Genomic DNA, 14,777 nt, shown 5'->3' on the forward strand with positions numbered 1-14,777 from the left:
GTAAAATTCATGTCAAATCCCGACAATAAGGCGCAACAAATCCTTGCGAATTCCGAAGAAATCATCTCAGCTCAAGCCGTCAATGATGCCCTTGACCAAATGGCTGTTGTGATCGAAAAAGATCTCCATGACGCAGATCCTGTGGTGTTGGTGGTGATGAATGGTGCGTTGATTCCGGGCGGTTTATTGTTATCTCGTTTAAATTTCCCATTTAGAATTGGTTACCTACATGCCACACGTTATCGCGGTGAAACCACCGGCGGTGAATTGCAATGGGTGGCACCACCAAGCATTCCGGTCGAGGGTCGTCCTGTGTTATTGGTCGATGACATCTTTGATGAAGGTAATACACTTGAAGCGATCACGCATGCATTGCGCGATATGGGCGCAACAAAAGTGTACACAGCCACATTATTTAATAAAGTGCACACTCGTAAACCTAAAAACTTTAAAGTAGACTATATTGGATTAGATGTACCGGATCGCTACGTTTTTGGTTGCGGTATGGATTGTCATGAATACTGGCGTAACCTCAGCAGCATCTGGGCTCTTAACGAATCATAAAATCATCTCAAGGGGTGTAACAATGAAAAAACATGTCGTCAAACTCTCATTTTGGTTGTTCTTCTCGCTGTTATCTTTGATCACCTTTAGTCATGCCCAATTAAAAATTCAGGTGACGAAATCAGCGAGTAACGCCATTCCGATTGTGCTTTACTCGAATGATCAATTGGGCAACTTTGTTGAGCAAGTGGCAGGCGGCGACTTAGCGCGTTCTGGCCGCTTTATTGCGTTGCCCTCTAAAAACTCACCGGAGCCAACTGCGGGTCCTGCTGCCATCAATAGCGAAGCTTGGATGCAGCGCGGCGTGCAATATGCTGTGTTTTTAACCGTTCGTGGCAATCAGATTTCTGTGGATTTAGTGAATACATTCTCTAAGCAATCAATGCTTCAGCGCGTGTATACAGTGGGTGCAAACAATGAACGCCAATGGCGTAAAACAGCACACCAAGTGGCCGATGCCATTTATGAGAAGATCTTAGGCGTCAAAGGCTCCTTTGACACGAAAGTGGCGTATGTTGCGAAAAATGGTCGTCAATATCAATTGATTGTCTCGGATGCTGATGGCGCATATCCAAGCACCATCTTTAACTCCAATGAACCCATTTTATCGCCTTCATGGTCCCCTGATGGTCGATCAATTGCTTACTCTTCATTAGAAGGTAAGAAAAGTAAAATCGTAGTGCAAGATGTTTATTCAGGTAAACGTCACGTGGTGTTAGATTTACCGGGCATCAACGGTGCACCTTCATGGTCACCAGACGGTTCTCGTCTTGTGTTCACCTTATCGAAAGATGGCAACCCTGAGATTTATACCTCTGACATTTACGGTAAAGGCTTGACACGTTTAACAAATCACGCGAGCATTGATACCGAACCTGTTTGGGGTAAAGACAATATGATTTACTTTACGTCTGACAGAACAGGTGCACCACAAATTTATCGCATGAGCCCAAATGGCGGCACACCAACACGTGTTTCCACTTCGGGTAACTACAATGCGAGCCCTTCCATTTCCAATGATGGTCGCTATTTAGCAGTGATGAATCGTGGCAGTGGCGGCAATGGCTTTGGGATTGCCATCATCGACTTACAAACCGGTGCAACCAAACGTTTAACCAACGGCGGCAAAGATGAAGCCCCAAGCTTCTCTAGCAATGGTCACATGATCATTTATGCCAATGGCGTGGGCGGTTTGAATGCTGTGTCTAACGATGGCAGTGTCACGCAAAAATTCTCAAGCAACGCTTCAGATGTTCGAGAGCCAGCTTGGTCTAATTAATCACGACAATGTACCGATCAATTATTTAATTGGGAGAAACCATGAAAAAAAGTAGTCTCAAGCTTTTGGGCATCGTTTGCCTTTCTACCTTCATTGCTGCTTGTTCTTCCACATCAGGCAGTGGTGAGAATGGATATGGCGATGGTGGTTATGGCAGCGTCAATGGCGGCGCTGGCACAGGCTACAATGGCGAACAAGCAAGCACCTATTATGATGCAATGTATGGTAAACGCGGCACAGAAGATCGCATCATCTACTTTGACTTTGACTCCGACCGTTTACGCCAAGAGTCTTACAATGTAGTGAGCGCGCATGCAGCTGAGCTTCGTAAAAATCCATCACGCGGCATCATTTTAGAAGGTCACACCGATGATCGCGGATCACGCGAATATAACATTGGCTTAGGTGAGCGCCGTGCAAAAGCCGTCTCCACTTTAATGACCTCCGAAGGCGTGAACCCTAACCAAATTCGCATCGTCAGCTATGGCAAAGAACGCCCAGCTGTTGGCGGATCCGGTGAAGGTTCTTGGGCACAAAATCGCCGCGTAGAGATCATCTACTAAGTTTTTTGCCGCATTTCCAGCAAAATCAAAGCGCACGGGAAGATTCTTTCAGTGCGCTTTTGCTATCTATGGCATAATTATTTTATTTTGATGCCCCAGAAATTATGCAAACCACAAGTCTTCAACTATATAAACGCTTATTGACCTACACCAGTCAGCGCAAAGGCATTTTGATCTTCGCATTGGTGGCCATCGCTTTATCTGGCATGTTTGAAGCGGGGCTCTTTGCCCTTTTAAAACCCATTTTGGATCAAGGTTTTTTTGATAAAGACCCTGAGTTCATCAAAATGATGCCTTTTATTTTAATTGGCGTTTTTCTCATTAAAAGTGCTTTTGGCTTCTTTGGGAATGTGGGCATGCAATTTATCGCCCAAAAAGTGATTAAAACCTTGCGTCAACAGATGTTTGATCGCCTCATCACATTGCCGATTGCCGAATACAATAAAACCAGCTCCGGCGCCCTGCTCTCTAAGCTCACATTTGATGTGAACCAACTGTTAACCATCAGCTCTTTTGCATTGGTGACGCTCATTAAAGACAGCGCTGCCATCATCGGCTTACTCTTTGTCATGTTTTACAACAGCTGGCAGATCAGCTTGGTGATGTTTGTGGTGGCGCCTTTCATTGCCATTACGCTGCGCATTGTGTCTAAACGCTTGCGTAAGCTCTCGCACCGTGCGCAATCTGAAATGGGCGAGCTCAACCACATCACCGAAGAGACCATTCGCGGCAATAAAGAGATCAAACTCTTTAACGCCTATGATTTTACGCGTGCGCGCTTTGAGAAAACCAATGAACAATTGCAACGGGTGAATGTCAAAATTATGGTGGCTTCTGAAATTGCCAGCCCACTTGTGCAACTCCTCATTGTTTTTTGCATTGCTTTTATCATCAGCTATGCGGCTCATCAAGTGAGCCCGGATGGTTTAACGCCCGGCGCATTTTTAACCACGCTTGGCGCGATGGTGGGTTTACTCAATCCTATTAAACGTTTAACGCGCTTAAATGAATCCTTACAGCGTGGTTTAGCCGGTGCTGAAAGCGTCTTTAGCCTCATTGATGCACCGATTGAAAAAGATGTGGCCACCCACCACAATCCTGAACATTTGCCTTTACACATCTCTGGCGACATTCGCTTTGATCATGTGGGCTTTCGTTATGGGGATGATTTAGCGCCCATTTTTAAAGATCTCTCCATCAACATTCGCCCTAAAGAGACCGTTGCCCTTGTGGGCGCTTCTGGCAGCGGGAAAAGTACCTTTGCCAATCTCCTTGCGGGCTTTTATACACCAACGGAAGGCAAAGTCTTGGTGGATGATTACAATGTGGCCGAGCTCTCTTTGCGCGATTACCGCCAACACATCAGCTATGTGAGCCAACATGTGGTGCTCTTTGCAGACACTTTGGCCAATAACATTGCTCTTGGCGATCCCAATCCTGATTGGCAGCGCATCGAAGAGGCGGCAAAAAATGCCAATGCTTGGGGATTCATCAGTGCAATGCCAGAAGGCTTACACACACATGTGGGTGAAAATGGCGCCAAACTCTCCGGTGGACAACGTCAACGCATCGCCATTGCGCGCGCCCTATATAAAAAGGCGCCCATTTTGATCCTCGATGAAGCAACCAGCAGCTTAGATACAAAGAGCGAATTTGACATTCAAGAGAGCATTAAAGTGCTCAGCGAAGACACAACCACCATCATCATTGCGCACCGTTTAAGCACCATTGAGCAAGCCGATCGCATTGTTGTTTTTGAACAAGGTAAAATTGTCGAAATGGGCACACACCAAGAATTGTTGGAAAAAAACAACATTTATGCCTCGCTTTATCGTTTAGGAGAAGAATCTGCATAAATCCAATAATATACTGAAAATCATACAAATTTTATAAAACCACTGCTTTCTACGGAAAAGTGATTCTAAAAATTTGTATGATTCAGGATAATATATTTTCATTTTTGACACAAAAGTGTATTTTTTTTGTCAAAAATGCGGTATCATTCTGACATCAGTTGTGTTATTCTTGCGCTGAATATATTTACACTTATAACTAGTGTTGATTTTTTATTTAGTTTAAGTCCTTATTGGAGGTTAAATATGAAAAAGCAATTAACTACATTAGTAATTGCTGGGCTTGTTGCTTCTACATCAGCAATGGCTCAACTAGAAGGTTTGGTTGACAGACAAGGTGATTTCGTAAGAGATCGTCAAGGCGAATGCGTATTAGTATTAGATGGTACTCCTGGCTGTGGTGCTAGAAGTGTTTCTTTAAGCGCGGATACTTTCTTTGATTTTGACAAAGCTGTATTAAAACCAGCGGGTAAAGCAGAATTGAACAAATTAGCAGCTCAAATCAAACAAGATGGCGCTAAAGTTAGATCAATCTCTTTAGCAGGTTACACAGACGGTATCGGTAGCCAACAATACAACTTAGGTTTGTCTGAGCGTCGTGCTAAAGCTGTTGAAGCTTACTTAGTAGAAAACGGTGTTTCTCCAAGCATCATCACTACAAAAGGTTACGGTAAAGAAAACCCAATCGCAACAAACGAAACAGCTGAAGGCCGTGCGAAAAACCGCCGCGTTGACGTTGTCATCAATGGCGTTGTTGGTAAATAATTGAATTTTTCAGTTATTTAAAACACCTAGCACGCTAGGTGTTTTTTTATGCCTGTCATTTGGCAGAAAAATCTATAATGCCACTTGGGGAAATGAAATAATCCATCGGCACATCATGTGCTTGTCGCTCAATGATTTCTGAGCGCATTTGACAATCAAATCCCACACCAATCTTGATGATCGATGCTGGCACAGTGGCCAAATAACGATCATAATAACCTTTGCCCATGCCAATGCGCGTGCCACGCTGATCAATCGCAACCAATGGAATGATGAACGCTTCAGGCAGCGTTGCAATCTCTTTTGATGTGGGTTCAGGAATGCCAAAGGCGCCAATGGTCCATAATCGATCGGTTTGATCCTCGACAAACACCAAGCGATCATCATCACCAATCTTAGGCAATGCAATGGTTTTATCTGTTGCCCTTAACGCATCCACCGAAATTTCCCCACGCACAGCACAATAGATGCCAAGGGATGAAAATCTCTGACAAAATGATGATAAATGTTGATTGAATGCCACTTGTTGTGAATGCCGAATGTTGGCATCTAAGTGATTGCGCTCTTTGATGATTCGCGCACGAATCGCAGCTTGTTGATTCATAAGAATGGAGTGGATCCCAAAGTACCGTTAAGTATGTCATACCCTTGAACCGAACGGTTCAAATGGATATAAGTTTAAATGCCTTAGGCTTCTGATTCAAGATCAGCCTGCTCACCGGCATCTAGTAATATATCTTCGATATATACTTAGGATCAAGGGGACTTAGACATATTGAACACGCATGCTTCAGAAATCCACCCACAAACGAAGTATACCATTTTTTCATGCTTTCGCAATCACCAATGCGGTGACAGTTTGCGCACCGACATCTTTTAAGGCAGATGCCGCATGTTGCAAGGTTTTGCCGGTGGTCATCACATCATCTAGGAGCAATAAATGCCCATTCACAGGATGCGCTGATAAGGCTCCGGTTAAATTTGTCAAGCGCGCCTTTCGATTGAGCCCACTTTGTGGAAGTGTGAAGGCCTGCTTATGCAGTACATTCGATAAAATGGGCGCCGCCAACATCGGCTGCAATACTTTGGCAATCTCATGGACTTGATTAAAGCCCCTTTCCGCCAAACGCACGCGATCAACCGGCATCGGTACAATGGCATCAATCGTTGATAACCAACTTTGATGCATCAAAATCACGCCATTGATCCATTCACCAATGGCTCTGACCATATATATTTGACGTTTGAACTTTAAGCCCACAATGGCTGTGCGCACCGCATCTTTATAGTGATAACCCATGATGATGTGATCAATGGCCGACGGCTGCGCCTCATTGCAATGTAAACACCCAATGTCCGGCAACAGATCACCGCCGCATGTGGTGCAATAATCCACAACTGGCCACAACGTACCATGGCAAGATGCGCACACATAACGCTCAAGCGTCATGGCATTTTGGCAGATCAAACACCGTTTCGGATACAGTCCATGAAAAAGTGTGGCAAAGCGTGACATTTAAACATCCTTCACCTGCGAATAATTCGGTATCACTAAGCGCCCATCGGGATCTTTAAGGCGAAGTGGCAAATCGGCTTCAAATGCATCAGGATTGAGGCGCTGTACGGCTCTGACAATGTCATTGATGTGCACGCCATAACTGTTTGCTAAACTTTGAAACACCGGCACAAGCTTTTCATCAATGTCCAATGCCTCAACAATCGGCACAGCATGTTCGCCCACCATTCTCCGCGGACGCAAAATCACATCGGTGCTGTAACGGCTACTATTGAGCATCGGGCGATAGCCAACAAATCCATATCGATTAAGCTGCAATGGCAGCGTCACAAACGTGGCTTTATAGCTTGGTGCAGATGCCACATGATGATTCTCTTCGGTGATCTTTTGTACATCCTCTTGAATGATGGTGATTTCACCTTCAGCATTGAGGCGCTCAATGCGATCAATGGGTTTAGGAATCGGTGTTTCCCGCGCGGCAATACGCACATTATTCGGCAATAACCAACCGACAGAAGCTTCATATTGCATAAAGCCCTCTAAAATCTTTTGAGCCGATTCTGAGCCTTTCTCTAAATCTTCTTTCGTCAACTTTGTGGCCAAAGCATCACGATACGCCACCAAATCACTGGCGCCATGGCGCGCTGCAATCACAGACCAAGCATACGCTTCGCTCATGTCTTTTGCTTGCCCAATGCCTAAGCGCAATAACGTTGAATAATTAAAAGCAGCATCCACATGGCCCGCTGCCGCTGCTTTTTGATAAAGCTCGGCCGCTTTCACGTAATTGCGAGGCACACCGCGCCCTGTTTGGTACAACGTGGCTAAATTATTGCTCGCATCCACATGCCCAAGGGCAGACAATTGACTGAATAAGTGCGCGGCCTCTTCATCATCATGGCGATCATAAGCAGCAACGGCATCTTCAAAGCTGTCAGCATATGTGATGCCAAGCGCAAGCAGCAATGTCATCATCACTTTGAACATAATTGCCCCGTCATTAAAATCGGATCGTGATCACTGTAGCGCCGTTCGCTCATCACATCGGTGTTGATGTGTGCAATGGCGCCGGCAACCGCTTTAAAGTGTTCATTGTACAAAATATAGTCGAGCAAAATCGGCTTTTTCTGATATTTATACGTATAGATTTGATATTTCAATTGTGCATGGACGCTCTCAAACCCAAGTTTAGCAATTGCTTGCACCGTTTTACTGTTAAACGTGTCATTCATATCCCCTGCAATGATCAAAGGATGCGCTTTGAGATCATGCGCTTCAATGAATTCTGCCACCACTTTCGATTGCTGATTGCGCTGCTTTTTGGCCTGTTTTTTCGTTTGATTTTTAAGGCTCATGGATTTGAGATGGCAATTGATGATGTAAATCACCTGCCCTTGATACACAAATTTCCCCACAAGCGGCAACCTTGATGGCACACAATCAAGTTCATCGCTGCCAATGAAAAAGGGGGAATCGCTGCCAATTTGTTCTAAGCCATGAAGCTCAATGGGCGCGCGATACAAAAAACCACAGCGAATGTTCATATTTTCAGCGCCGCCGGTTGTTTCTGGCAAGGGTGCGATGTCCGCATAATGATACGTCCATTGATGAGCGGCCAATTTTTGAATGATCCTCTCGGCCACCACTGCTTGAACCGCTTCATCGCCCATCGCCGCCGCACCAATCTCTTGAATGGCAATGATCAAAGGTGCGCCTAAATCCGTCACCATCGACGTCACAAAGGCATCAATGCGCGATTCATCAGACCATTCACCTAAATTTGCTGCATTGATGGATGCAAAAGAAAATTCACTCATACATCATTCAAAATATAACGAGCGGCAATCGGCCAGCAGCTTCGATTTCACAGGATCATCCGCATATTCAGCGACTTTAGCCGTGTACAAAGCTTGCTGTTCACAGAGCGTACGCTCGCGGCGTGCATCACAGTACGCTTCCCATTCTTGATACTCTTCACTCGTTAAGCTCATCGGAAAGTTTTTTGCACGATACAAAAAGAGCAACGGTGCAATGCGTGCATCTTTAAATTGATAATGGCTATTTTTCAGTGCTTCTTCGGATAAATAGGGAATCTCTTCCATGATTTTTTTATCGCTGAATTCAAAAAAGCCATCATACAACATCGATTCTACACGGGACAATAACGGCTGATCATCATAAGAGGGCGCAGTTGTTGGCGCAAAAATTTCGCGCGCTTTTCGTTCAAGCTCCGCATGGTGACCATTGACAATGGCGACTTTATCAAGCGCGGCATTGAGGTCTAACCCATATAAATTTTGTGTGTATTTTAAAACATTCACCGGCGAAATGATCGGGCATTTATTGAGATGAATGAGCTTTAATGGCACACGGCTTCTGCCTTCCCCAAGATCTTCATTCGCTGTATACATCGCCGCTTTAATCTCTTCAGCGCTGTAATTGAGCAACTCATCTAAATCGCCGCGTAAATCCACCACCACAACAGCATTTTTATTCCAAGGATGCATGGTGAGCGGCACAACGACAGAGAAATAACCATTGTGTTCCCCAAACATGCCAGAAACATGCACCAACGGTCGCCCAAAATGTTGCTCAATGATGGGCAAAAGATCTTTAGCACGGCGGTGCTGATAGAAATAATCATAAAAGCGCGGCTGCTTCTCTTTGATGAGCTTGAGTACATCAATCGTGGCATAAACATCACTTAAGGCATCGTGAGCATTGTCATGACTTAAACCATTCGCTTTTGTGAGCAATTCTAATTTTAAACTGGTTTTACCATCAATCTTTGGCCACTCAATCCCTTCAGGGCGAAGGGCATATACGCCGCGCACTAAATCTAAAGCATCCCAGCGGCTGTTGCCATTTTTCCATGCATATGCATAGGGATCAAAAAAGTTACGATAAAAGAGATAACGGGTCATCTCATCATCAAAGCGGATGGAGTTAAATCCCATCACGCAAGTATCAGGCTTCATGAACTCATCATAAATCTTGCGGGCAAATTCATGTTCAGGCAAACCGTGCTCATTGCAATAATCTGGCGTAATGCCCGTGATTAAAATGGCTTCAGGCGAGGGGACATAATCGTCCGCTTGCTGACAATAAATATTGATGGGCTCACCAATGATGTTGAAATCGCTGTCCGTACGGATTGCCGCAAATTGCGCAATGCGATCATATTTTGGTGAAATCCCGAAGGTTTCATAATCGTAAAAGAGAAATTCAGCCATGATTACAGTGAGAAATTATCCCCTAAATAGGCAGTGCGCACGATCTGATTGTCTAAAAGTTCAGCTGTTGAACCTTCGGCAATCACCTGCCCACCACTTAAAATGTACGAACGCTGACAGATGCTGAGCGTTTCACGAATGTTATGATCTGTGATCAAAACCCCAATGCCACGAGCAGACAGCTCTAAAATAATGGTTTGAATGTCCGCAACCGATAAAGGATCAACCCCGGCAAAAGGCTCATCTAACAGTAAAAATTTTGGATTGAGCGCAAGGCTTCTAGCAATCTCAACACGGCGACGTTCGCCGCCTGATAACGACATGCCAAGCGAGTTGGCAATGTGCGTCACTTTAAAATCTTCCAGCAATTGATCGGCCAGTTCATGCTGCTCTTTTTTCGTCAAATCCTTGCGAGTTTGACAAATGGCGAGAATATTATCCCGCGACGTCATTTTACGGAAAATGGAAGCCTCTTGCGGCAAATAGCCAATGCCGCGATGGGCGCGCTCATGCATTGGCAACTTTGTGATGTCATGCTCACCTAAAAACACGTGTCCTTCATCGGCAACAATCAAACCCACCGTCATGTAAAAGCTGGTGGTTTTACCGGCGCCATTGGGGCCAAGCAATCCCACAATTTCACCGCTGTCCACATGGAATGAAGCCCCATTGACCACGGTGCGCTTTTTAAAACGCTTAACGAGTTCTTTGGCTCTCAATTGCATGCTATTTTCCTTTTGGCTTGATTTCAAAGAAGACACGATCAGATTTTTGATTGCTCAATGCTTTCACTTTTTTATTGATGGTGTCATATTCAATGCGATGCGCTTCCACCACATCATCTTCTTGCGTAAGCTTCGCGCGTTGGCTGAGCACCAATAGATTTTTCTTAGGATAATACTCTAAGCGCTCCCCTTCCCCAAATACCCAAGGTTTATCGGCTTCGGGTAGATATTTAATTTTGATGAGGTTGCCTTTAGCAATCACTTCTTCAAGTTCATCATTGACCATTTTAAACTGCGCATGATCGGCGTGAATTTCTAATGTACCCTGCACCATCACAACGTTACCATCATAAAAGCCTTCGTTGATCTGATGATCATATCCGCCTGTATCTGACGTAATTTTAATGGGCTCGGCGCTGTCTTCTGGCAAAGCGTGCGCCATGGTGAACAATCCAAAAGCCACGAGCAAACTACTGAGTGTTTTCATCTTGAATGGTTTCATAATAACTGTGAACATCCTTTAATAAGTTAAACTGCCCGAGATTCGGATAGCCAATGAGGCCAATGCCTTCGATGGTGTTGTTCGGATAAGAGCGGATTTTGGTCCACACATCATTGGTGACCTTCTCGCCCTTATTGTGCACATACAATTGTGAGGTGTTCAACACAGTGGTTTTCGCATTCTCAGCATTGTATTTTGTCAGCACCACGTTTTCATTCATCGTGATCAACGATTGATCTTCATTCACGATCGCTTCATCGCTGCGCGCCGTCCAATCAATGCCGCCTTGATCCGTAAAATGGGTTAAAAATGGATGCTGTAATGTCGAGCCCCGATCATCGTCATAATGCTCTAATTCAGGGCCCTGAATCGTATAAATGCGATCACCTTTTGCATCAAAACGCACCAAATCATACCCTTTGATCTCAAAGAGTGGGAATGGTGATTTTTCCGAAGTCAGCGCATTATTTTCGTTGTACAAAGTCATCGAAACATAGGCTAAACCACCAATGGCCACCACAAAAAATGCGTTTTGAAGAAAAGATTTAGGGAGCACTTATTTTGCCTCGATCACTTGAACGCCGTTGTCTGTAGCCAACACCAATAAATCTGCCGGACGATGCGCAAAAATACCATTTGTCACAACGCCCACGATTTGATTGATGTGGGTTTCAAGGGCAACAGGATCTGTGATCTTTAAGCCAAACACATCAATGATCGGGTTGCCATTGTCTGTGATCACGCCTTCACGCACGCGCGCATCCCCGAGTTTATTCAATTCGCGTTGTACATGGCCAAGCGCCATCGGAATCACTTCCACCGGCAATGGGAATTGACCCAATACATCCACATATTTTGATTGATCAGCAATACAAATGAAGCGATCTGCATGCGCAGCCACGATTTTTTCACGCGTTAATGCAGCACCGCCACCTTTGATCATCTGTAATTTGTCATTAATTTCATCGGCGCCATCAATGTACAATGTGAGTGATTCCACATCCGTCATTGGCAACACGTTAAATCCTAATTCTAGCAACTGTTCTGTTGAGCGCTCAGAGCTTGAGACCACCACATCAATGTGATGACGAACCTCTGGTAACAGCGCAATTAAGCAGTCAACAGTGGAGCCTGTGCCCACACCTAAACGCTCGCCTTTTGAAATGTATGTCAACGCTTTTTCGGCGGCTAACTGCTTTAATGTTTTTTGACTCATTGATAATCCCCTACACAAAAACTATTGCCATTATAGGTGTTTTTATCCCTAAAAGGGAGCTTATTTATGACAAAAAGCAACGATTGCATCTAGTTGTTAGCAACTGTTTGCTGTATAGTGGGAGACTTATAAACCGAAAAACTGAAAGGATTTTATAATGAGCATTGCACCGAATAAAGTGGTATCTGTTTTCTATACATTAACAGACGACCAAGGTAATGTGATCGACAGCAACAAAGGTCAAGAGCAACCATTAACTTACATCCACGGCGCTGGCATGATGATTCCTGGCTTTGAAAAATCTTTAGCCGGTGTAGAAGCGGGCCAAAACATTGCATTTAGCGTAACACCTGAAGAAGGTTACGGTCTTCGCAGCGATGAAAACGTATTTGTCATCAGCCGCAGCCAACACTTCAAAGATTCTGATGACATTCAAGCAGGCGGCATGATTGCAGCAGAAGAAAATGGTCATCAACGTCATTTTGTGATCTTAAGTGTAGAAGGCGACGACATCACTTTAGATGCAAACCATTTCTTAGCGGGCAAAACATTGAACTTTGACGTTGATGTGGTTGATGTTCGTGATGCAACAGAACAAGAATTGGCACATGGTCACGTCCATGCAGGTGGTCACGATCACTAAATTAGGATTTATTCTTCATGTCTAAACCTTGTTTTCAATTGAAGGGCGGTCTATTTACCTTGACCGTGCTTCATTTACAGTCAAACGACTTAAAAGATTTTGAACAGTCTCTGAATGCAAAAGTGTCAGAGTCTGCTGAGTTTTTTCAACAATTGCCCATCATTGTTGATTTAAGCCAATTACCGGAAAACACGCACCACTTAGATTTTGCGTGGCTCAAGAATTTGTTGACGAACCAAGGCATCATTCCGGTGGCACTCCATAACATTCCAAAAAATTTGCTCGCACAAGCAAAGCGCAGCGGTTGGCCCATTTTTCCGAACATTCAACCCAGATACGACAAAGCCGAACAAGATAAAAAAGCGGCACAAGAGAAAGTTGAAGCGGCCAAAGTGGCTGAAAAATCCGTTGAGGCAGCCTGTAAACCCGTGAAATTGATCTCAAGCCATATTCGCTCAGGTCAGCAGGTGTATCACAATGGTGATCTAGTGATCATCAATACTGTCAACACAGGCGCTGAAGTCTTAGCCGATGGCAACATTCATATTTATGGTCCTTTGCGTGGCCGTGCATTAGCGGGCGTTAAAGGCAACACTTTGGCTAGAATTTTTTGTCAATCGTTAGAAGCTGAGCTTGTTTCCATCGCCGGAAAATATAAAGTAATCGAAGAACTCACCGAAGATTGGCGCGGCAAAGCGGTACAAATTTATTTGGATAAAGATGAATTGATCATTGAACCATTGACCAAAGAATTTTAAACATAACACTTAGGAGTAAAAACGTGGCACGTGTAATAGTTGTAACTTCAGGTAAAGGTGGCGTTGGCAAAACCACAACAAGTGCTAGCATCGCAGCAGGTTTGGCAAAACGCGGTCATAAAACAGCGGTCATCGATTTCGATGTGGGCTTGCGTAACCTTGATTTAATCATGGGCTGTGAGCGTCGCGTTGTTTATGACTTTGTGAATGTGGTCAATGATGAAGCGACCCTTCAGCAATCCCTCATTAAAGACAAACGTCTTGAAAATCTCTTTATTTTACCGGCATCACAAACCCGTGATAAAGATGCATTGTCCACAGAAGGCGTGGAAAAAGTCATCAATGGCTTAAAAGAGATGGATTTTAAATTCATCATCTGTGATTCACCTGCAGGCATCGAAAAAGGTGCACAGCTTGCCATGTATTATGCCGATGATGCGATTGTGACCACAAACCCAGAGGTTTCCTCCGTGCGAGATTCTGACCGCATTTTGGGCATTTTAGCCAGCAAAACGAAAAAAGCTGAAAATGGCGAAGAGGTCAAACAACATCTTGTGTTAAACCGTTACAGCCCTGAGCGCGCAGAATCAGGCGACATGCTCTCTGTGACGGACGTATTAGAAATCCTCGGCATCCCGCTCCTTGGCGTTGTGCCTGAGTCAGAAGCCGTCTTACAGTGCTCGAATGCGGGTACCCCTGTCATTTTAGAAACTGAATCCGATGCCGGACAAGCGTACGAAGACATCGTCGCGCGCTTCCTTGGCGAAGATAAGCCCCATCGCTTTATTGAAGCGACGAAAAAAGGTTTCTTCCAAAGACTGTTTGGAGGTTAAAGCATGTTCAGCGCGTTATTTAAAAGAAGAAAGAAAACAGCCTCAGCATCCATCGCTAAAGAGCGTTTACAAATCATCGTCGCCCATGAGCGCAACCAAAACTCACCGTCTCAGCAACCGGATTTCTTAAAAGCATTGCAGCAAGACATCTTAGAAGTGGTGCGTAAATACATGTCCATTGATGGTGATCAAATCAAAGTGGCGATGGATAAAGAAGATGGTTTTGATGTCCTTGAACTCAACATCACTTTGTCTGAAAAAGAAGAAGAGGCATTAGAAGCCCAAGCAGCTGATGCTGAAGAATCTTCTTCACAAGCAGAGCCGAGC

17 protein-coding genes, 1 other RNA gene and 1 pseudogene are annotated in these 14,777 nt (G+C 44.6%); 9 read left to right on the forward strand and 10 right to left on the reverse strand.

The features are described from left to right. Positions 1-9 precede the first annotated feature (9 nt). From B9T20_RS08765 to B9T20_RS08785, 5 genes are all read left to right on the forward strand, one after another. Positions 10-564, forward strand: a complete 555-nt coding sequence (locus B9T20_RS08765; RefSeq protein ID WP_094490702.1) for a hypoxanthine-guanine phosphoribosyltransferase — start codon at positions 10-12, stop codon at positions 562-564. A 22-nt stretch (positions 565-586) separates the two neighbouring features. After that, complete coding sequence (gene tolB, locus B9T20_RS08770; protein ID WP_094490703.1) at positions 587-1,843, forward strand: Tol-Pal system beta propeller repeat protein TolB; 1,257 nt, start codon at positions 587-589, stop codon at positions 1,841-1,843. Between the two features lie 41 nt (positions 1,844-1,884). Next, a complete protein-coding gene (gene pal, locus B9T20_RS08775) occupies positions 1,885-2,406 on the forward strand; it encodes a peptidoglycan-associated lipoprotein Pal (protein ID WP_094490704.1) in 522 nt (173 codons plus the stop codon). Between the two features lie 104 nt (positions 2,407-2,510). Beyond that, positions 2,511-4,262: a lipid A export permease/ATP-binding protein MsbA gene (msbA, locus tag B9T20_RS08780; RefSeq protein ID WP_094490705.1), complete on the forward strand. Its 1,752-nt coding sequence runs from the start codon at positions 2,511-2,513 to the stop codon at positions 4,260-4,262. 243 nt (positions 4,263-4,505) lie between these two features. Continuing rightward, on the forward strand, positions 4,506-5,024 hold the full coding sequence (locus B9T20_RS08785) for an OmpA family protein (RefSeq protein WP_008316219.1): 519 nt from the start codon (positions 4,506-4,508) through the stop codon (positions 5,022-5,024). Positions 5,025-5,079: 55 nt separating this feature from the next. Here the strand turns inward: B9T20_RS08785 and B9T20_RS08790 are convergent, their stop codons facing one another. The 10 genes from B9T20_RS08790 to rpiA form a co-directional block, all read right to left on the reverse strand. Continuing rightward, positions 5,080-5,628 (reverse strand): 5-formyltetrahydrofolate cyclo-ligase, encoded by a 549-nt coding sequence (locus B9T20_RS08790; RefSeq protein ID WP_094490706.1) that lies wholly within the window; start codon positions 5,626-5,628, stop codon positions 5,080-5,082. Between the two features lie 10 nt (positions 5,629-5,638). Then, positions 5,639-5,824: non-coding RNA, 6S RNA (gene ssrS, locus B9T20_RS08795), on the reverse strand. A 26-nt stretch (positions 5,825-5,850) separates the two neighbouring features. Further along, on the reverse strand, positions 5,851-6,540 hold the full coding sequence (locus tag B9T20_RS08800) for a ComF family protein (protein WP_094490707.1): 690 nt from the start codon (positions 6,538-6,540) through the stop codon (positions 5,851-5,853). Beyond that, positions 6,541-7,527, reverse strand: a complete 987-nt coding sequence (locus tag B9T20_RS08805; RefSeq protein WP_094490708.1) for a tetratricopeptide repeat protein — start codon at positions 7,525-7,527, stop codon at positions 6,541-6,543. Next, on the reverse strand, positions 7,515-8,357 hold the full coding sequence (locus B9T20_RS08810) for an endonuclease/exonuclease/phosphatase family protein (protein ID WP_094490709.1): 843 nt from the start codon (positions 8,355-8,357) through the stop codon (positions 7,515-7,517). The genes B9T20_RS08805 and B9T20_RS08810 overlap by 13 nt, the downstream gene beginning before the upstream one ends. A gap of 3 nt (positions 8,358-8,360) precedes the next feature. Beyond that, positions 8,361-9,773 carry an exodeoxyribonuclease I gene (gene sbcB / locus B9T20_RS08815; protein ID WP_094490710.1) on the reverse strand — a complete coding sequence of 471 codons (1,413 nt, stop codon included), beginning with the start codon at positions 9,771-9,773 and terminating at the stop codon, positions 8,361-8,363. A gap of 2 nt (positions 9,774-9,775) precedes the next feature. Further along, complete coding sequence (gene lptB, locus B9T20_RS08820; protein WP_008316211.1) at positions 9,776-10,498, reverse strand: LPS export ABC transporter ATP-binding protein; 723 nt, start codon at positions 10,496-10,498, stop codon at positions 9,776-9,778. Position 10,499: 1 nt separating this feature from the next. Next, entirely contained in the window at positions 10,500-10,985 is a 486-nt protein-coding gene (gene lptA, locus B9T20_RS08825) for a lipopolysaccharide transport periplasmic protein LptA (protein WP_233491662.1), read from the reverse strand. Beyond that, positions 10,969-11,556 (reverse strand): LPS export ABC transporter periplasmic protein LptC, encoded by a 588-nt coding sequence (gene lptC / locus B9T20_RS08830; RefSeq protein ID WP_094490712.1) that lies wholly within the window; start codon positions 11,554-11,556, stop codon positions 10,969-10,971. The genes lptA and lptC overlap by 17 nt, the downstream gene beginning before the upstream one ends. Next, positions 11,557-12,216, reverse strand: coding sequence for a ribose-5-phosphate isomerase RpiA (gene rpiA / locus B9T20_RS08835; RefSeq protein WP_094490713.1), 660 nt, complete (start codon positions 12,214-12,216; stop codon positions 11,557-11,559). A gap of 157 nt (positions 12,217-12,373) precedes the next feature. Between rpiA and B9T20_RS08840 the strand changes: the two genes are divergently transcribed. The 4 genes and pseudogenes from B9T20_RS08840 to minE form a co-directional block, all read left to right on the forward strand. Then, complete coding sequence (locus B9T20_RS08840) at positions 12,374-12,859, forward strand: peptidylprolyl isomerase (RefSeq protein ID WP_008316206.1); 486 nt, start codon at positions 12,374-12,376, stop codon at positions 12,857-12,859. 17 nt (positions 12,860-12,876) lie between these two features. Then, complete coding sequence (minC, locus tag B9T20_RS08845; protein WP_094490714.1) at positions 12,877-13,617, forward strand: septum site-determining protein MinC; 741 nt, start codon at positions 12,877-12,879, stop codon at positions 13,615-13,617. 23 nt (positions 13,618-13,640) lie between these two features. Further along, complete coding sequence (gene minD / locus B9T20_RS08850) at positions 13,641-14,450, forward strand: septum site-determining protein MinD (protein ID WP_094490715.1); 810 nt, start codon at positions 13,641-13,643, stop codon at positions 14,448-14,450. Between the two features lie 3 nt (positions 14,451-14,453). Next, positions 14,454-14,711 (forward strand): annotated as a pseudogene (gene minE / locus B9T20_RS08855) (cell division topological specificity factor MinE); the annotation flags it as partial. Positions 14,712-14,777 lie beyond the last annotated feature (66 nt).

Origin of the sequence: Wohlfahrtiimonas sp. G9077, assembly GCF_002252155.1 — a bacterium.
In the GTDB taxonomy this organism is placed as follows: Bacteria; Pseudomonadota; Gammaproteobacteria; order Cardiobacteriales; family Wohlfahrtiimonadaceae; genus Wohlfahrtiimonas.